17 protein-coding genes are annotated in these 18,255 nt (G+C 67.6%); 6 read left to right on the forward strand and 11 right to left on the reverse strand.

From position 1 onward, the window contains the following. Positions 1-79: 79 nt before the first annotated feature. The 9 genes from SALA_RS09770 to SALA_RS09810 form a co-directional block, all read right to left on the reverse strand. Entirely contained in the window at positions 80-1,123 is a 1,044-nt protein-coding gene (locus SALA_RS09770; protein ID WP_049754739.1) for a FemAB family XrtA/PEP-CTERM system-associated protein, read from the reverse strand. A gap of 20 nt (positions 1,124-1,143) precedes the next feature. Next, positions 1,144-2,004, reverse strand: a complete 861-nt coding sequence (locus tag SALA_RS09775) for an XrtA system polysaccharide deacetylase (protein ID WP_011542211.1) — start codon at positions 2,002-2,004, stop codon at positions 1,144-1,146. Positions 2,005-2,049: 45 nt separating this feature from the next. Beyond that, positions 2,050-3,294, reverse strand: coding sequence for an XrtA/PEP-CTERM system-associated ATPase (locus SALA_RS09780; protein ID WP_011542212.1), 1,245 nt, complete (start codon positions 3,292-3,294; stop codon positions 2,050-2,052). A gap of 22 nt (positions 3,295-3,316) precedes the next feature. Continuing rightward, positions 3,317-5,023, reverse strand: coding sequence for a hypothetical protein (locus tag SALA_RS09785; RefSeq protein WP_011542213.1), 1,707 nt, complete (start codon positions 5,021-5,023; stop codon positions 3,317-3,319). Continuing rightward, a complete protein-coding gene (locus SALA_RS09790; RefSeq protein ID WP_011542214.1) occupies positions 5,023-6,015 on the reverse strand; it encodes a P-loop NTPase in 993 nt (330 codons plus the stop codon). The genes SALA_RS09785 and SALA_RS09790 overlap by 1 nt, the downstream gene beginning before the upstream one ends. A gap of 14 nt (positions 6,016-6,029) precedes the next feature. Continuing rightward, entirely contained in the window at positions 6,030-7,559 is a 1,530-nt protein-coding gene (locus SALA_RS09795) for an XrtA system polysaccharide chain length determinant (RefSeq protein WP_011542215.1), read from the reverse strand. A 48-nt stretch (positions 7,560-7,607) separates the two neighbouring features. Continuing rightward, positions 7,608-8,186, reverse strand: coding sequence for an XrtA/PEP-CTERM system exopolysaccharide export protein (locus SALA_RS09800; RefSeq protein ID WP_237700956.1), 579 nt, complete (start codon positions 8,184-8,186; stop codon positions 7,608-7,610). A 249-nt stretch (positions 8,187-8,435) separates the two neighbouring features. Continuing rightward, on the reverse strand, positions 8,436-9,665 hold the full coding sequence (locus tag SALA_RS09805) for a pyridoxal-dependent decarboxylase, exosortase A system-associated (RefSeq protein ID WP_011542217.1): 1,230 nt from the start codon (positions 9,663-9,665) through the stop codon (positions 8,436-8,438). Then, positions 9,662-11,194 carry an acyl-CoA ligase (AMP-forming), exosortase A system-associated gene (locus SALA_RS09810; RefSeq protein WP_011542218.1) on the reverse strand — a complete coding sequence of 511 codons (1,533 nt, stop codon included), beginning with the start codon at positions 11,192-11,194 and terminating at the stop codon, positions 9,662-9,664. Before SALA_RS09810 ends, SALA_RS09805 begins: the two co-directional genes overlap by 4 nt. Positions 11,195-11,229: 35 nt before the next feature. Here SALA_RS09810 and SALA_RS09815 point away from each other — a divergent pair, with 35 nt between their 5' ends. The 4 genes from SALA_RS09815 to SALA_RS09830 all read left to right on the forward strand — a co-directional run bounded on the left by SALA_RS09815 (position 11,230) and on the right by SALA_RS09830 (position 14,060). Then, a complete protein-coding gene (locus SALA_RS09815; RefSeq protein ID WP_011542219.1) occupies positions 11,230-12,219 on the forward strand; it encodes a GNAT family N-acetyltransferase in 990 nt (329 codons plus the stop codon). After that, entirely contained in the window at positions 12,216-12,494 is a 279-nt protein-coding gene (locus SALA_RS09820; RefSeq protein ID WP_011542220.1) for an acyl carrier protein, read from the forward strand. Before SALA_RS09815 ends, SALA_RS09820 begins: the two co-directional genes overlap by 4 nt. A 94-nt stretch (positions 12,495-12,588) precedes the next feature. Then, complete coding sequence (locus SALA_RS09825) at positions 12,589-13,281, forward strand: hypothetical protein (RefSeq protein ID WP_011542221.1); 693 nt, start codon at positions 12,589-12,591, stop codon at positions 13,279-13,281. Next, positions 13,266-14,060 (forward strand): hydrolase 1, exosortase A system-associated, encoded by a 795-nt coding sequence (locus SALA_RS09830; RefSeq protein WP_011542222.1) that lies wholly within the window; start codon positions 13,266-13,268, stop codon positions 14,058-14,060. Before SALA_RS09825 ends, SALA_RS09830 begins: the two co-directional genes overlap by 16 nt. Before the next feature lie 98 nt (positions 14,061-14,158). On the opposite strand, the gene SALA_RS09835 is transcribed toward SALA_RS09830, so the two are convergent. Beyond that, the gene (locus tag SALA_RS09835) at positions 14,159-16,252 is read right to left on the reverse strand and encodes a malate synthase G (protein ID WP_011542223.1); all 2,094 of its coding nucleotides are present in this window, start codon (positions 16,250-16,252) and stop codon (positions 14,159-14,161) included. Positions 16,253-16,420: 168 nt separating this feature from the next. Here SALA_RS09835 and SALA_RS09840 point away from each other — a divergent pair, with 168 nt between their 5' ends. Both SALA_RS09840 and SALA_RS17655 read left to right on the forward strand, forming a co-directional pair. Next, entirely contained in the window at positions 16,421-16,720 is a 300-nt protein-coding gene (locus SALA_RS09840) for a hypothetical protein (RefSeq protein ID WP_041383991.1), read from the forward strand. 11 nt (positions 16,721-16,731) lie between these two features. After that, on the forward strand, positions 16,732-16,989 hold the full coding sequence (locus SALA_RS17655; RefSeq protein ID WP_011542225.1) for a hypothetical protein: 258 nt from the start codon (positions 16,732-16,734) through the stop codon (positions 16,987-16,989). A gap of 34 nt (positions 16,990-17,023) precedes the next feature. Here SALA_RS17655 and SALA_RS09845 read toward each other — a convergent pair whose 3' ends face one another. Continuing rightward, positions 17,024-18,199: a GGDEF domain-containing protein gene (locus SALA_RS09845; RefSeq protein ID WP_011542226.1), complete on the reverse strand. Its 1,176-nt coding sequence runs from the start codon at positions 18,197-18,199 to the stop codon at positions 17,024-17,026. Positions 18,200-18,255: the final 56 nt, after the last annotated feature.

An 18,255-nucleotide genomic window follows, 5' to 3' on the forward strand; every position in this document is an offset into this window, starting at 1 on the left:
TCGACCGCGCACAAGGCCGCCTTCTGGAGATTGCTTCGCCTGCGGCTCGCAATGACGAGGGGATATTGGCCACGCCCGTTCACCCCAATCCGCGCGCGATCAGCGGGCCGATGCGGTTCGCCGCCCACAGCGGCAGCCGCTTCCACAGATCGACCTGCATCCGGTATTTCGCGCTGTTCGGATTGGTATCGCGCGCGCGCCGCCCCGGCGCGAGCCAGCGCGCATAGGCGAGCGGCTGCGGCTCGAAACCCCAATTCTTCTTGTAGTAACAGGGACCGGTGCCGACCTTCGACCGCCCGAAATCGAAAGCGATGCACTGCCTCGCCCGAGCGTGACTCATCAAAGCGAAATACATCAACTCATTGGCACGGAGGCGCCGCGCGTCGGCGAGCCCACCGCCCCAATAGGGCATCACCACGCCGCGCCAATAAAGACTGAGCACACTGGCTATCGGCCGTCCGCCGTCGCGCACGGTCAATATGTCGGCACCCTCGCCAAAGGCGTCGAGCACCGCATCGAACAGGCTCTTGGGAAAAACGGGCGTGCCAAGATTGCGGACGCTGGTGGCGTAAACGCGATAATGATCGTCCCGTTCAGCATCGTCACGCCCGATGGTAACGGTCAGCGCGCTCGCCCGCGCCTTGCGCACCTCGGCGCGCTGCTTGCGCGGGATGGCGAGCAGTTCGGCGTCGTCATCACCGGCGAGGTCGCGCGCAAAGCCCGCATAGACGCCCTCGTCGCGCATCCAGCCCTCGCCTTCGGGCAGCGGGCCGCCGCGTAGTTCGACCGACGGCACGCCGAGTGCCCGCGCCATCTCCGCCGCGCCGCTTGCCAGCGTCGCGGCCACGGCGCGATCGTCGGCCAAGATGCCGCCGCCGACGGCAAAGCCGCTACCGACGAGCGCCTGCCCGAACAGTGGCGAGCGGATGTGGTGCAGCGGCAGCAGCCCGGTCAGGCCGCCGCGCGCATCGCGCGCGGTCACCAGATGGCATCGATGCCCGGTCGCCCTGGTGATCGCCTCACACCACGCTCGGCTGTGGAACGGTGTCGCCTGCGGATGGGCCGCGACATAGGCGTCCCATTCGGCCGCGTCGGACAGCGGTGTGCCAGCGAACGCCTTCATCGCCGGGTCGGCGAGCGCATTCACGCCGCGGCCTGCCAAGGCGCAGCGCGCTGCTGCTGCGCGGGCAGCAGCGCGTCGGCGCGCGTCCAGTCGAAATCGGCGAGCAGTTTCTTCAGCTTGCCCGCCATGGCCGACAAGCCGCTGTAATGACGGATCTTCGACCGGATCGACGCATCGGCGACGCGCGGTTGGCCGGGGTCGATCTCCCACGGATGGAAATAGAGGATCGCCGGATGCCCCTCGGCATTCATTTGCGCGATCGCCCAGCGCGTGAAGCCATAGGGCAGCATTCGCATGAAGCCGCCGCCGCCCGCCGCCAGCGTCCGCCCGGCGAAACGCGCGGTCGTCACCGGCCATTCGACGAGGTCGCTGCCCGTGACCGGCCGCCACGCATGGCGCGGGCTTTGCGGCCAGCCATAATGGTCGTGGACCACCGGCGCGACGCTTGACGAATAGGCATAGCCCTGTTCGGCGAGCACAGGATGGGCCCAGGGCGTGCGTGCGTCGACCGAAAAGCTGGGCGCGCGATAACCGCGCACGGCGACGCCGCCGATGTCTTCAAGGATCGCGCGCGTTTTCAGAAGGTCGGCCGCAAACTCGTCCGCCGTCATCGCGAACACGCGCTTGTGGTCATAGCCGTGGCTCGCCAGTTCGTGCCCCGCCGCGACGATGCGGCGGATCAGCGCCGGATAGCGTTCGGCGACCCAGCCCAATGTGAAAAATGTGCCTTTCACCCCCGCATCGGCGAAAATCTTCAGCACCGCGTCGCAATTCGCCTCGACCCGGCATTCGAGCGTCGGCCAGTCGGCGCGGTCGATCGTGCGCTCAAAGGCGCCGACCTGAAACCAGTCCTCGACATCGACCGACAGGCCGTTCTGCATCTTTCCTCACCTTCGCAGGCCCGATAGCCGGTTTCGGCCGGGCTGTCAGGCCGCCCAGGTCTGCGACTTTGCCGGATTGGGCGCGTTTTCGGGATCGCGCTCGACCCATTCGATGAGCAGGTCGAGCACACGGCGCAGCGCTTCGTCCTGTTCGACGAGCCGCGCCTCGAGCGATGCAACCTGCTTTTCCAGCGCGGCGAGATGGTCTGGATCGACCGCCGGAACCGCGGACGCGGTATCTTCTGCCTCGGCGACAGGCTGCGAGGCCAGCGCGACAATGCGCGCTGGTTCGGCTGGCGCGGCGAAGGGCGCGGGGGCGTCGGCAGCAGGCTCGTCCACGCGGCGCGGCCATTCGGATGCCGTTTCGTTCGCCGCGGCGGGCGGCGCAAAGGGCGCCGGGGTCGGTGCGGCGGCGGTGGCGGCGGCCGCGACGACCTCCTCGACCGGCAGCGGCGCGAGCGTCGATGCGTCGATGCCGCGGTCGGCCTCGATCTCGGCGATCACCGAGCGGACATTCTGCGCGGTGATGCGGTTCATCTGTTCGACCGCGCCATACAGCAGCAGGCGGCTGACCAGCACATTGAGCTTGCGCGGCACGCCTTCGCTGTAATCGAAGATTTCCTCGAAAGCGTCGGGGCTGAAGCTGGGGTTGCCCGTCCAGCCGACCTTGCCGAGACGGTGGAGGATATAGGGTTCGACCTCTTCGGGCTCCATCGGGTCGAGGTGATGCGTCGCGATCACGCGCTGGCGCAATTGCTCGAGCGTCGGCGAGTGGAACAGCGTCTGGCGGAACTCGGGCTGGCCGAGCAGGAAGATTTGCAGGAGCGAATGACCGCCGAGCTGGAAGTTCGACAGCATCCGCAGTTCTTCGAGCGCCGAAACGGCGAGATTTTGTCCCTCATCGACGATCAGCAGCGTGCGTTTGCCCGCGCGCGCCTGTTCGCGCAGATATTGTTCCATCGACCGCAGCAGTTCGGCCTTGCTCTGCCCTTCCCAGTCGATGCCGAATTGTTCGGCGACAAGGCGGAGCAGATCGTCGCCCTCAACCTGCGTCGACACCAGCTTGACCGCGGTCAGCCGGCTGGGGTCGATCGTGTTCATCAGATGGCCGACGAGCGTCGTCTTGCCCGCACCGACGTCGCCGGTGATGACGATGAAGCCCTCGCCCTGCGCGAGGCCATAGCCCAGATAGGACATCGCCTTGCGGTGCGTCCCGCTCTCGAAATAGAAATGCGGATCTGGCGTCAGCTGGAACGGACGGCCGGTGAAACCATAATACTGATCGTACATCGCAAAAAATCCCGTTGCTTGGTCAGAAGTTGTAACGCAGTCCCACCAAAGCTGAACCTATGAGCTGGCTGTTGAAGCCGTCCTGATCGAAAGCGTTGAGGCTGGCCGCCGCGGTGCCGGTCAGGCCGCGCCAGAAGCGCCGTGAATAGGCGGCCGCCAGCCCCGCCGACTGGACGTCGCTGGCACCCGGCGCGCCATTGTCGAAATAATTGACATAGCCCGACAGGCTGAGGTCCGAATCGGCGTCAAGCTGGCGCCCTGCGGACACGAAAAGATACCAGTTTTCGTCCGTGATCCCGTCAAGGTCGGCGATCGGCGACAGCTGCGGCGCGAGCAGGCGGCGCTGATCGTAACCGACGCCGACGCCATAGGCCCAGCGGCCATAACGCGACGACATCGTCGCCTGCACCCCGCGGCTGCGATATTGCGCCGCGGTGGCGTTGCCGAGCTGGTTGTTGAGACAGCCGCCGCCCTGCTGGCCAAAGACGCAGGGATTGATGTCGCCGTCGATCGGATTGCGCGTCGGGTCGAACTGCGTCGGCAGCGCCGCCAGCCCGCCCGACAGCCCGCGTCCGAGGCTCGACAGCCCGTCATAGACGCCGACCTGCACCGTCGTCGCATGATCGGCGCGATAGGCGAAGCTGCCCGTATAGATGGTGTCGCCATAGCGCCGCCCGACGCGGGCGGTGAGCGAGGTGCGGCGGCTCGGGCGCCACATCACCCCGGCGTCCCAGATCAGCCCGTCGGTGTCGAACGACAGGCGGCGCGGGGTCGATTTGTCGGTGACGAAACGACCGTTCGCGTCGCGCACCGGAAGGCCATTCGCGTCGAGCACCGGATCGCGCTGGCCGATTTCGATGTCCTCGTAACCGACGCCGCCCAGCAACGCGACGGTCGGGCCGACCGGCACGGTGACGTCGGCGCGCGCATATTTGCCCTCGAAACGCTGGTCGAGCTGGCTCGCATCCTCGCGCTCGTAACCACCCGACACCTGCCAGCCGAACGGCAGGTCGCCGGGCCGCGCGCCGACGCTGGCCCAGGCGACGTGGTTGGTCGAACTGTCGAAAATATCCTGCGGCCGGCTGCCCGGCGACAGGATCGCGGGGGTGTCGATATCGACCTTGGTATAGCCGAAGCGATAACCCGCGCCGACGTCGAGCCCGGCGATGCGCCGTGCAAAGGTCGGCCCGGCATAGATGGAATAAAGGTCCGCGACATTGCTGGCATCGCCGATGAACAACCCGCTGTCGGCGCCCTGCCCGTCGGCGCGCGTGCGCGTCGCCAGCGCCCCCGCCTCCAGATTGAGTCCGCGCGCCGCCTCGATCCGCCCGCGCGCCAGGCCGCTGATCGTGCCCGAATCGCCAAGATCGCCGTTCCAGCCGAAGCGATGTTCATAGCGCAGCGTCGCCGCCACTTCGGCGCGCCGCGTGACGATCGCGGCGTCGATGCCGGCCGCGACGGTCGTATAGGTGAGCACGTCGCCGCCATTCTTCAGGTCGGCGGTGAGCACCTGCCCGATTTCGAGATAGGGGCTGACGTCGACCGTCTTCTGCGCGCGGCGGCCTTCGGCGCGCGACGCCGCGCGGCCCGATTCGGCTTGCGGCGCGCTCGGCGGCGCGTCGCTTGCGCCCGGATCGCCCGAAAACTGGGCGTGCGCGCTGGTCGCGGCTCCCGCGAGCGATAGCGCGACCAGCATACTCGCGCCGCGCAAGGCAAGATGCGCGTTCATCAGGCGCTTCCCTGTCCGTAATAGGTGCCGAAGCGGCGCCCGCCCGGCGAGAATTTGACCCCGTTCAGAAGCAGCTGGATCTGCGGACACGCGCCCATCAGCCCGATCGCGTCGCGCAGCGCGCTTTCAAGCGTCGTGTCGGCGCGCACGACCAGGATCGTCTGTCCGACATGCCCCGCGAGCACCGCCGCGGGCGATGCCGCGAGAATCGGCGGCGAATCGAGGATCAGGATGCGCCCCGGCGCCCCGGCTTCGAGCTGCGCGAGCAGCGCCTCCGTCCGCGCCGAGGCGAGCAATTCGGTGTCGTGCATGTGATGCGCGCCCGCGGGCATGACTTTCAGCCCCGGAATGTCGGTCTGGATCAGGCAGTCGCCAACCGCCAGATGCGGGTCGGCGAGCGCATCCATCAGGCCGGGGCCATTTTCCAGCCCGAGCGTGTCGAGCACGCTCGGCTTCGCAATGTCGGCGTCGATCAGCAGCACGTCGTGATCGGCCTCGACTGCCAGGCTGAGCGCCAGATTGACCGCCGAAAAGGTCTTGCCCTCGCCCGGATTGGCCGAGGCGATCAGCACGCGGTGCCCGCGCGGCAGGATCGGGCGATTGCCCGCGCCGCCGATATTGCGGATCAACTCGCGCTTCACGATGCGATATTCTTCGGAAATGCCCGTGACCGGGGTGCCCGGCACGACCATCCCGTGCGCCGCAAGCCGCTCGCGATCGATCGTCCCCTGCCGCGTCGGCACGATCGCGGGCGCGGCCTTTGCAAGCTCCTTGCCCGGCGACGGTGCGGTTTCGACGACGGGTTCGCAGTGTTCGGCGGTCGGCGCACCGGCGACGGGCTCCGCCTTGACCTTCTTCGCCTTCTTCTCCGGTTCGGGCGGCAGGCTCGATACGTCGATCGTCGGCGCATTGCCGACGGGGTCGAGCCCGAACATGTCGGCAGCGCGTTCGAGCAGCGAGGGTGGACGCTTGATTTTGCGTTGGTCGTTCATGTCATCGTCCCCCGTCACGCAACCATGCCGCGCTGGATGAACTCTACGACCAGCAGCAACGCATAAAGCCCGACGAGCGCGCCTCCTCCCCCTGCCAGCCAGACGAGCTTCTTGCGGCGGTCGCGCTGGCGCTCCGGCGTCAAGACTTCGGTGATCGACCCGATCACCGGCAGGCCGCTCGCGCGCTCGAGGCGCGCGGCGGTCGCATAGCTTGTCCGCACCTGCGACAGGCCAAAGGCGACACCGACCCCGCCGCCGATGCCCGCGAGCAGCACCAGCGTCAGGAACAGCGGCCGGTTGGGTGCCGCCGGACTTGTCGGTTTCGACGGCGGGTCGAGCAGTTCGATGCGGATCGCGTCGGTTTCGGTCTGCACTTCGCCGCGCAGCCGCACCTGTTCGCGCTGCGCGAGCAGCTTGTCATATTGCGCCTTGAACGCAGTATATTCGCCATTGATCCGGTCATATTCGGCGGCGATGCCGGGGTTCTGGATCTGCTGCGCGGTGATCCGCGCAATGTCGCCCATCAACTGGCTCTTGCGTGCCGTCAGCGCGCTCACCGTCGCCTGTCGTTCGGCGCGCATCGCGGCGAGCGACGCATAGGCCGGGTTCTGGACACCGCCGCCGCCCCCCGATCCTTCGCGGTCGGCCTGCGCCTTCAGCGAGGCGATCTGGCTCTTCAAGGCAATCACATCGGGGTGCGCGTCGGTCAGCCCGCGCGAACGCATCGCCGACAGTTCATTCTGCGCACCCGCCAGCTGCTGTCGCGCGACACTCCCGCCAACACCGCCGACGCCGGGGATGGTTGCGGGAGTCGAGGCAAGCTGGCCGTTCGCCGCCGCCAGTTGCGCCTGCGCGGCGACAAGCTGCGAATCGATCTGACTGAGTTCCGCGCGCGCCGTCTCGACGCGCTGCGCGGGCGATCCGGCGCCGCCGGGGACCAGCCCGATATTCTGCGCCTCGAACGCCGCGCGCCGCGCCTCGACCTCGCGCAGCGCCTTTTCGCGGTCGGCGATCTGCGCGTCCAGGAACTTCAGCCCTTCGCGCGCATTCATCCGGCCGCCGCGCAGCTGGTCGTCGCGGAACACGGTAATCAGGCTTTCGAGCACAGCCGACGCCAGCTTCGCATTGTCGGCGTCGGACAGGCTGCCGATGGCGATGCTGGAGGTGATTTCGAAGATATTGTCCTGCTGCGGCACGACCTTGATATTTTTTTGCAGCATCGCCACCGCGTTGGCCTTGTCGCGCTCGCTCGCGCCCGCGGGCAGCAGGCCCGTCGTCGCCGCGACCTTTTCCATGTTGCGCGCGCTGGTCAGCGTCTCGCGGATCTGGTCGATCTGTGCGCGGCCGCCGCCGATCTGCGCGTCGTCGGGCAGGATTTCGTTGACGTCGACGAGCAGGCGCGCACGGCTGTCATAGCGGTTGGGGATCGACGCGATCGCCAGCCAGCCGAGGATGCAGATGCCCCACGCGACTGCAAGGACAAGCCACCGGCGCGTCCAGACGCTGTGCAGTGCCACCCGGAGTTCGTCGTAGAGGCTGTTCATCGCGGTAAATCGATCCTTGGGATGGGGTTGGCGCGTCGCGCTTCGGCGTCAGAACATGCTTTCGGGGATGATGATGACGTCGCCCGGCTGCAACCGCACATTCGCCTTGATATCGCCGCGCTTGATCAGGTCGTTCAGCCGCAGCCCGAACTCCTGCTGCTTGCCCGTCCCCTTGTCGTAACGGACGAGTCGCGCCTTGTTGCCCGCCGCATATTCGCCGAGCCCGCCCACCGCAATCATCGCGTCGAGCACGGTCATGTTCGCGCGGAACGGGATCGATGCCGGTTTCTCGGTCGCGCCGACGATGCGCACCTGCTGCGAAAAGGTGCTGTTGAAGCTGGTGACGATAACGCTCACGATCGGGTCGGTGATATATTGGCTGAGCTGGAGCTTGATGTCCTGTTGCAGCATCGTCGGCGTCTTGCCCACCGCGGGCATGTCGGTGATCAGCGGCGTGGTGATCCGCCCGTCGGGCCGCACCTGTACCTTGCCGCCAAGTTCGGGGTTGCGCCACACGAAAATCTGAAGCTCGTCGAGCGGGCCGATGATATATTCCTCGCCCGGCCCTTCCTGGTTCTGGACGAAGTTGGCGCTGGGCAGTTGCGGCGCGCTGCCGCCGGCACCCATACACCCCGTCAAAGCCGTTACCGCGATGCCCGAGGCGAGCACGGCGCGCAGGGCGCGAAGCGAGGGGTAGGAAGCCATAATCATCAACCTTTCGAGCCGCCGGGGAAGCCGCGGTCCGGACCTTCAGCGGCGACAGCCATTGCATCACCGTCCGCCATTGCGCGAAAAGGGTGAACATAATGTTAGTATTGGCATAAGTTCGGCCCGTACGCTTCCAGATATGTCCCGGAAAGGAACAGAATCGAGAGGCTATACCAGCAGCTCGCGCGCCGGCCCCTGCCCCAGAAACGCCGCCGGACTCGCGCTCGCGCCATAGGCCCCGGCCTGGAAGATCGCGATCAGATCGCCGACGTCGGCGCGCGGCAGTGCGACCTGATCGCCAAGCCGGTCGAGCGGGGTGCACAGGCAGCCAACGACCGCAACGGTCTCGACGGGCTCACGGCCAAAGGCGTTCGCCACCGCGATCGGATAGTTGCGACGGATGACGGTGCCGAAATTGCCGCTTGCCGCCAACTGGTGATGCAGGCCGCCGTCGGTGACGAGGAAGGTTTCGCCATGGCTGACCTTCCGGTCGACGATGCGCGTCAGATAAACCCCCGCCTCGGCCACGAGCCAGCGACCCAGTTCCATCGCAAAGCGGCTGTCCGCCAGCGCGGCGTCGCGCGCGGCCAGCGTCTCGCCGAGCGCTTCCCCCACCGCCGCCGCATCGACCGCGGTATCACCGGGGAAATAGGGCACCCCCATCCCGCCGCCCAGATTGACGAGCGGCGGCGCAGTCCCGATCGCGTCCGCAAGCCGCGCCGCGAGCGCGACCGTCTGCGCCTGCATTTCGGCGATGGCGGCCGCGTCAAGCGCTTGCGATCCGGCGAAAATATGAAAACCCCGCCAGTCGGCGCCCGCATCGATCAGGCGGCGCACGAGCGCCGGAACCGCGGCAGCATCGACCCCGAAGGGCTTGGCGCCGCCGCCCATCTTCATCCCCGATCCCTTGAGGTCGAAGTCGGGATTGACGCGCACCGCGAGCCGCGGCGTCGCGCCCAGGTGCGCCGCGATCGCCAATGCGCGCTCTGCCTCGCCCGCGGATTCGAGGTTCAGCGTCGCGCCTGCTTCAAGCGCCGCCTCCAGCTCGCGGTCGCGCTTGCCCGGCCCGGCGAAGCTGATGTGCGCGGCATCCATCCCGCTCGCCAGCGCCGCCTTCAACTCGCCGCCCGACGCCACGTCGAACCCGTCGACCAGCCCCGCCATGAAGGCAAGCAGCGGCGGATAGGGATTGGCCTTCATCGCATAATGGAGCTGCACAGCGGCGGGCATCGCCGCGCGCCATTCGGCGGCGCGCGCGGCCAGCATCGCGCTGTCATAGACGAAGAGCGGCGTATCGCCCGCGACATCGGCCAGCGATTCGGCACGGTCGCCGCCGATCAGCAGCATCCCGTCAGGGTCGGCCCGGAATCCGGGCGGGATTGGCCCGTGCGGCTTCATGCCGCCATCACCCTCGTCCAATCGGCGGCGATCGCCACCCGGTCGAGCTTGCCATTGGGATTGCGCGGCAGCGCATCGCGCCATTCGATGACCTGCGGCTGCATGAAGTTCGGCAGATTCCGGCGAAGCCAGGCAGCAAGCCCCTCCTCGTCGGCCGGTCCATGCGTGCCGCGCACGATCAATATGATCGCCGCGCCGAGCCGCGCATCGGGGACCCCGAACGCCACCGCTTCATAGACCAGCCCCGAAGCGACCGCAGCCTCCTCGATCTCGGTCGGGCTGACACGGTTGCCCGCCGTCTTGATCATCGCATCGTCGCGGCCGACGAAATAGAGAAGACCGTTCGCATCACGCCGCACCCTGTCGCCCGACCAGACCGCGGTGCCGCCATAAAGCGACGCGGGCGGCGCGGGGCGGAATCGCTCGGCGGTGCGCGCCGCGTCGCGCCAATAGCCCTTGGCGACGAGCGGGCCACAATGCACCAGCTCGCCCGGCTCCTCGTCGGCGGTGATCGTGCCGTCGCCGCGGCAGACAAGGATTTCGGCGTGCGGGATCGCACGCCCCATCGACGTCGGATGGTCGGCGACGAATTTGGGATCGAGCCAGGTCGAACGAAACGCCTCGGTCAGCCCGTACATCGGATAGATGTCGGCGGCGGGGAAAGTGCGGCGCATCGCCTCGATCAGCGAAGGGGTGAGCGCGCCACCACTGTTGGTGAGGCGCTTGAGCAAGGCCGCGGTGTCGGCGGGCCAGTCCGCCTCGACGAGTTGCACCCACAGGGGCGGCACGCCGGCGAGCGTCGTGATGTCGTGGCGCGCGACCGCCTTCACGACGTCGCGCGCGGTCAGATAATCGAGCGGCGCCACCGCGGCGCCGGCATACCAGCTCGACAGCAGCTGATTCTGCCCATAGTCGAAGCTCAAGGGCAATACGCCGAGCACGCGGTCGACGGGCATGAGCTTCAGGTAGGTCGCGACGCTTTCGGCGCCGAGCCACAGGTTCGCGTGGCTGAGCATCACCCCCTTGGGCCGCCCGGTCGATCCGCTGGTGTAGAGAATGGCGGCGAGATCGTCGGGATCGGCCTTCGACGGCGGCAACGTCTTGCCTCCCGAATCAACAGCCTCCTCGGCGATGTTGAGATCGTGCAGCGCGCAACCGGCGGGCCGTCCGTCGCCCAGCGACTCGGCGCGCGCGGCGTTGGCGAGAAGCAGCTTCGCGCCGCTGTCGGCCAGGATATGCTGCGCCTGCGGCCCCTTGAGCAGCGGATTGATCGGCACATGGATCAGCCCCGCGCGCGCCGCGGCGAGCGGCATCAGACAGGCGAGCCGGGTCTTCGCACTCCAGCTCGCGACGCGCTCGCCGGGACCGCCGGCCTGTTCGCGTAGCCACGCCGCAAGCAGTCCCACCCCCGCGTCGAGTTCGGCATAGGTCACCACCCGTTCGCCGATCAGCAGCGCAGCCGCATCCGGCGCGCCGCGGCGGGCGAGATGGTCGATGGGCTGCGACACGGGGTTTTCGGGCGTGGTCATCGGCTGTTAGGAGTGAGATGATAGAGGGCCGCACCATGCAAGGGAACGGTGAAGATCGGGATAATGACGATGCGGTGCGCGCCGCGGAGTTTGCCTCGCCCTTCGACCGCCCCGAATGGTTCGATCTGCTCGAAGCGCATGGTTTTGCCGCGGGCGGCCGTTTTGACGCCGGCGGCTCGGCTGGCGCGGCGACCGTCCGGTTGCCGCTGCGCATCGAGGCGCCGGGACATCTGGCGGGTCTCACCAACTGGTACAGCTTTGCGATCCGCCCGCTTTGGTCGCCGGGCGGCGATCGCGGCGCGGCGCTCGCCGATCTGTTCCGCGCCCTTCGCGCGCGCGCCGCGCGACTGTCGCTCTATCCGGTCCGCGACGGCGAACAGGATGAAATCATCGCTGCCCTGCGCGCCGTCGGCTGGAGGGTGAAAGCCGCGCCCGCCGGCGACCGCCACTGGCTCGACCTCGGCGATATGGGCCATGACGCCTGGTGGGCGGGCCGTCCCGGCGCGCTGCGCAGCACTGTGCAGCGCAAGGCGAAGAAGGGCATCGTCGCCATCGAGATTCTGACCGCCTTCGACGCTGCCGCCTGGGCCGCCTATGAAGCCGTCTATGCCGCCAGCTGGAAACCCGAAGAGGGCGATCCCGCGCTGCTCCGCGCCTTCGCCGAAATGGAAGGGACGCGCGGCACGCTGCGCATGGGGATCGCGCGCATCGGGGAAGCCGCGGTCGCCGCGCAATTCTGGACGGTCGAGGACGGCACCGCCTTCATCCACAAGCTTGCGCATGTCGAGGACAGTCTGAAAGCCTCGCCCGGCACCCTGCTCTCGGCCGCCCTGTTCCGCCATGTCATCGAGATCGACGGCGTGAAGCGCGTCGATTTCGGCACGGGCGACGATGCCTACAAGCGCGACTGGATGAACCGCCATGATCCGCTCTGGCGCATCGAGGCTTTCAATCTGTCGCGCGCCACGGCATGGGAACCGGCGTTGAAGGCCTTTGCCCGATCGCTGCTGAGGAAAGACAAGTGACCGATTCCGTCTCCGAAACATCGGGCGTCGATGCCGCCCTCCGCGCGCTGCTCGCCGACGTGCTCGGCCTCGGCGCCGACCGCGCTGCGGCGCTCACCGACGACAGCGGGCTGTTCGGCGCGCTTCCCGAATTTGATTCGATGGCGGTCGCGACGGTGCTGACCGAGATGGAAGACCGTCTCGGCATCCTCATCGACGATGACGAGATCGATGGCGAGATATTTGAAACCTATGGCCATCTGCTGGCATTCGCGACACGCAAGGTGACCGGTTGATAAACAGGACGCTCTCCTTTCATCGTCATCCCGGCGAAGGCCGGGGCCTCGCCGCGACCGGGAACGCGACGGCAAGACCCCGGCTTTCGCCGGGATGACCGTCCGGGCGATGGCGGCGGTGACCGAACATCGGCTCCGCATCGACCCGGTCGGCACGCCGCGCGCGACCATCGTTTTCGTCCCGCCGCTGTTCGAGGAAGCGAATCGCACGCGGCGCACGCTGGTGCTCGCAATGCGCGCGCTCGCCGCCGACGGGTTCGCGGCGCTGCTCCCCGACCTGCCCGGCCAGAATGAAAGTCCTGCCCCGCTCGACCGGATCGATCTGGAGCAATGGCAGCATGCGCTGGCGGCGATCGTCGCCGCGATCGACGGTCGCGTCATCGTCGCATCGGTTCGCGGCGGCTGCCTCATCGACCAGCGCGCGCAGGCCGATGCCTGGTGGCGACTTGCCCCGGTCGGCGGCGCGGCGCTGCTCCGCACCCTGCTCCGCGCGCGCGTCAGCGCCGACCGCGAGGCCGGAATCGCCACGTCGCTCGAAAGCCTGCTCGCAACAGCCCGCGGCGGACCGCTGCTGCTCGCCGGCAATGCCCTCTCACCCGCGATGATCGCCGGGCTTGGCGCGGCCGAGGCGCAGCCGGTCGAACCGTTGCGCAGCATCCCCCTCGGCGAAGGCGGGATCGCGGGCACCCCCCTCTGGCTGCGCGCCGAGCCGGGCGAGGACGCAGCGATGGCGCGCGCGATCGCCGCGGACATCGCCGCATGGAGCCGGACATGCGGCATCAGCTGAGCTTCATCTGCGAAGGCGCCAGGCTCGCCGCCACGCTCGACGAGGCGCCGGGAGCGACCGGCCTGCTGATCGTGTCGGGCGGAAACGAAATCCGCTGCGGCGCGCATCGCGGCATGGCGATGCTTGCGGCGCGCGTTGCGACCGCCGGTCATCCGGTGTTCCGCTTCGACCGCCGCGGGATCGGCGACAGCGAAGGCACGAATTGCGGTTTCGAAAGCAGCGCACCCGACATTGCCGCCGCCACCGCCGCCTTTCGCGCCGCCGCGCCGCATGTCCAGCGCGTCGTCGCCTTTGGCAATTGCGACGCGGCGAGCGCGCTCCTGCTCCACCAGCCGCTACCCCTCGACGCCCTGATCCTTGCCAATCCCTGGACCTATGAGGCGGAGGCAATGGGGGCGGGCGACGCGCTGCCTCCCCCCGCCGCCATCCGCGCACGCTACCTCGCGCGGCTCGCCGATCCCCAAAGCCTGCTGCGCCTGCTGCGCGGCGATATTGATTTCGCCAAGCTGCGTCGCGGTCTCGCCGCGCTCCGTGGACCCAAACCCGCGTCGGCGCCCGACGGCCTCGCCGCGCGCTTGAACGAAGCGGCCCGGCGCCTCGCGATCCCCGCGACGATCCTGCTCGCGACCGGCGACCGCACCGCGCAGGCCTTTGCCGCCGACTGTCCCGACGCGCTAAAGCGCCTCCCCGTCGAACGCCTTGCGAGCCCGTCGCACAGCTTCGCGGGCGCGGACGGTGATTGGCTCACGGCGCGGATATTGGAGGTTTTGGGGCGTTGATGTTGCCGCGCCTGCGCGTGATGGCGGTTTTGGGGTTGTGATCCGCCGATCCTCCCCCTCCCCGTTCCGGGGAGGATCGTATGACCGCTTCCGGCCGTTCACCCCGCCTTCTTCATCTGCCGATATTTGTGCAGCAGCGGTTCGGTGTAGCCCGACGGCTGCGCCACGCCTTCGAAGATCAGCGCGCGCGCTGCCCGATACGCGACGCTATCGGGCGTCAGCTTTTCGTACAGCGGGTCGCCCGCATTCTGGGCATCGACCTTCGCCGCCATCCGCGCCAGCGCGGCGTCGACCTGTTCGGGCGTGCAGACGCCGTGGAGGAGCCAGTTGGCGAGCGCCTGGCTGCTGATCCGCAGCGTCGCGCGATCCTCCATCAGGCCGACGTCGTCGATGTCGGGCACCTTGGAACAGCCGACGCCCTGGTCGATCCAGCGTACGACATAGCCCAATATGCCCTGGCAATTATTGTCGAGTTCGCGCGCGATTTCGGCGTCGCTCCAATTGCGCCCCACGGCGACGGGAATGGTGAGCAGGCGGTCCAGCGACGGCACCGCCTCGCGCGCGATCTCCTTCTGCCGCGCAAACACATCGACCATATGATAATGCAGCGCATGCAGCGTCGCCGCGGTCGGCGAGGGAACCCAGGCGGTGTTCGCGCCCGATCTGGGGTGGCCGATTTTCGCCTCGAGCATCGCCCGCATCATGTCGGGCATCGCCCACATGCCCTTGCCGATCTGCGCCTTGCCCGACAGGCCGCAGGCGAGCCCGATGCGGACGTTGCGATCCTCATAGGCGGCGATCCAGTCCGACGCCTTCATCTCGCCCTTCGGAATCATCGGTCCCGCGCGCATCGACGTGTGAATCTCGTCGCCGGTGCGGTCGAGAAAGCCGGTGTTGATAAAGACGATGCGGTCCTTCACCGCGCGGATGCAGGCGGCAAGGTTCGCGCTGGTGCGACGTTCCTCGTCCATCACCCCGACCTTGATCGTGTGGCGCGCCAGCCCCAGCATGTCCTCGACCGCGTCGAACAGCCGGTTCGTGAAGCCGCATTCCTCGGGCCCGTGCTGCTTGGGCTTGACGATATAGATGCTGCCCGCGCGACTGTTCCTGAGGGCGCCGAGGCCCTTCAGATCGTGGAGCGAGCACAGGCTGGTGATGACCGCATCGCACAGCCCTTCGGGCGCTTCGGCGCCACCGGGCAGCCGGATCATCGGCGTCGTCATCAGATGGCCGACATTTCGCACGAACATCACACTGCGGCCGTGGAGCGTGAACGGCTCGCCGTCGGGCGACGTCCATTCGCGGTCGGTCGCCATGGCGCGCGTGACGATCTTGCCGCCCTTTTCGAAACTTTCGGTGAGGTCGCCGCGCATCAGCCCCAGCCAGTTCGCATAGCCGAGCGTCTTGTCCTCGCCATCGACCGCCGCGACGCTGTCCTCAAGGTCGATGATGGTGGTCAGCGCGGCTTCGAGGATGACATCGGAAATCCCCGCCGGGTCGGTCTTGCCGATCGCGCCGTCGGGGTCGATCACCAGCTCGATGTGCAGGCCATTGTGGCGGAGCAGAATACCGCCGGTTCTGCTGCCGACCCATTGCGACGGATCGGCAAGCAAAAGCTGTCCGCCCTGCCAGTCGGCCCAGCGACCCGACGCCAGCGGCACCGCGTCGTCCAGAAAGGCCTTGGCGCGCGCGATCACCGCCGCGCCGCGTTCCGCATCATAGCCGCCGGGCTTCGCAGGCGGCGCGTCGAGTGCGTCGGTACCGTAAAGCGCGTCATAGAGGCTGCCCCAGCGCGCGTTGGCGGCGTTCAGGGCAAAGCGTGCGTTGAGGGCGGGCACGACGAGCTGCGGCCCGGCCATTGTTGCGATTTCCGGATCGACATTCGCCGTGCCGATCGCAAACGGCTCGGGTTCGGGGACGAGATAGCCGATCTCGGACAGGAAGCGCTGATAAGCGGCGGGATCGTGCGGCTGGCCTTCGCGGGCCCGATGCCAGGCGTCGATCTGCGACTGCAACGCCTCGCGCTTCGCCAGCAGCTCCGTATTTTCCGGCGCAAACTGGCCCAGCAGAGCAGCGAAATCGGCCCAGAAGCGCGCGGCGTCCAGCCCCGTGCCGGGCAGCGCGCGCTGCTCGATGAAATCGGCCAGCCGCGAATCGACGGACAGGCCCGAGCGGTCGAGAAATTCGGTCATGCAAACACCCTCTGGTCGGCGCCGATGCGCCCGTGGACCCGGGGAGGAAAGGGCAGCAGCCCTATGCCGCGATTGGTTTCGATTGGCAATGGGCGCTTTTCAAGCTCCGCCGGGTAGTTTAGGTTGCACTGCACAATGAAACCGACCTTCCCCGAACGACCCGGATCCATGGACGACGCACGACTGAAAATGATGGAAGCCATCGCCCGCAAAAAGCTGGTGACGGCGCAATATAACGGCCAGTCGCTGACGCTGGCGCCGCACCTGTTGTTCGAACGACATGGCGACCTGTTCGTCAGCGCGCTCAACCTGAACAAGAACTGGCGATCGGACGAGGAGCCGCGGCTCGGCCATTTCAAGCTCGGTGGTCTCGCGGCGGTCGTGCTCAGCGATGACGGCTTCGATCCGCTCCCCGGCTTCGATGCCGCCCCGCCGCGGGAGCAGGATACGCCGCTGCTCGGCGTTTAGAGCGCGACGACATGATATTGACCCACCGTGATTGCCCCCTGAAGTTCGTCGGCAAGAAGCGTCTCGCAGGACGGGCTGGTTGCCCGGACCAGAGACGCGCCGCTGTCCGGCGGGCTTCAGGGGGCAACCCTTCCGGGGCGGGTCGATTCTGGCCGATTGCCACGTTGCTCGTCGGGCGCGATGTCCCGCATCGCGCCGCTCCTCGCGCCTCGCACTCGGCCAAAATCGCCTCCGTCACGGAGGGTCAATATCAGGTCATCGCGCTCTAGGGTCAGCTCCCCGGGACGACAGGCGACGGCGCAATCATGCGACGCCCACCGTCGCCGACACCGGCATTTCCTCCAGCGCCACGCGCACCTGGTTCCGCCCGGCCGCCTTGGCGCGGTAAAGCGCGGCATCGGCGCGGCGCAGCAGGTCGAACAGCGAATCTCCGGGTCCGCGCTGCGCAACGCCGAAGGAGGCGGTAAAGCCGCGGTCGACTCCCAGCACCGGCAGCCGTGCCGCGGCAAAGGCGGTGCGCACCGCTTCGGCATAGATGCGCCCGTCGGACAGCATCGCGTCGGGCAGCAGCACCGCAAACTCCTCGCCGCCGATCCGCCCGACAATCGCGTCGGCGGGGGCGGCATCGACCAGCATCGCGGCGAAATGTGCGATCACGCCGTCGCCCGCGGCATGGCCAAAACTGTCGTTGATCGTCTTGAAATCGTCGAGGTCGGCCGCGATCAGCACTGCCGTTTCGCCATAGCGCAGCAGCGCAATCCCGGCATGCTGTTCGAACCCGCGCCGGTTGAGCACACTCGACAGCGGATCGGTTTCCGACCGCGCCACGATCTCGGCGGTCGTGTCGCGCATCATCACCAGCAAAAGGACGAGCGCGATCGCCATCAGCGCAACGACGCTGGCGCTTTGCGAAATCGCGGCATAGGTCGACGCCATATAGCCCTGCGGCGAACTCGCGGTGCCGACAACCGCCGCGATCAGCGGTTTCGCCAGATAGATAAGCGCCGCAACGATCTGTAGCGCGATCAGCAACAGGTCGAGCGCCTGCCGCCGCCCCGATCGCACGATGACGATGGCAAACAGCGACTGCATCGCAAAATAGGGCATCTGATACAGCGTCAGCCGTGGCGACGATCCGTACGGCAGGCTGAAAATCACCGGCACGGCCAGGATCGTCAGCACCCAGATTGCGGCGATTGCGATCCACGGCGGCGCGACCCGGTAATGCGAGGCAACACCGATCAGCGCGAAACTCTGCGCCAGCAGGAAGACGAGGAAGATGCTGATGCCCGTGGGGGTCGGATCGACTTGCCGCGTCAGCAGGAACTCCAGACCGACATTGACAATACCCAGCCCGCATCCGGCCGCCAGCCACCACGCGCCCCGCGCGGTCCGGTTGGTCACCGCGACCACGGCGAACGCGGCGGCGATCAGGCCGGCGACGGACATGTTGATGGCAAGGACAAAGGCGACGGACATGGGCTCACTCGAAAGGGTGTCGGCAAGCCTAACCCTCCCGTCGCCAAGTTTCGGTT

The organism is Sphingopyxis alaskensis RB2256 (genome assembly GCF_000013985.1).
Classification (GTDB): Bacteria; Pseudomonadota; Alphaproteobacteria; order Sphingomonadales; family Sphingomonadaceae; genus Sphingopyxis; species Sphingopyxis alaskensis.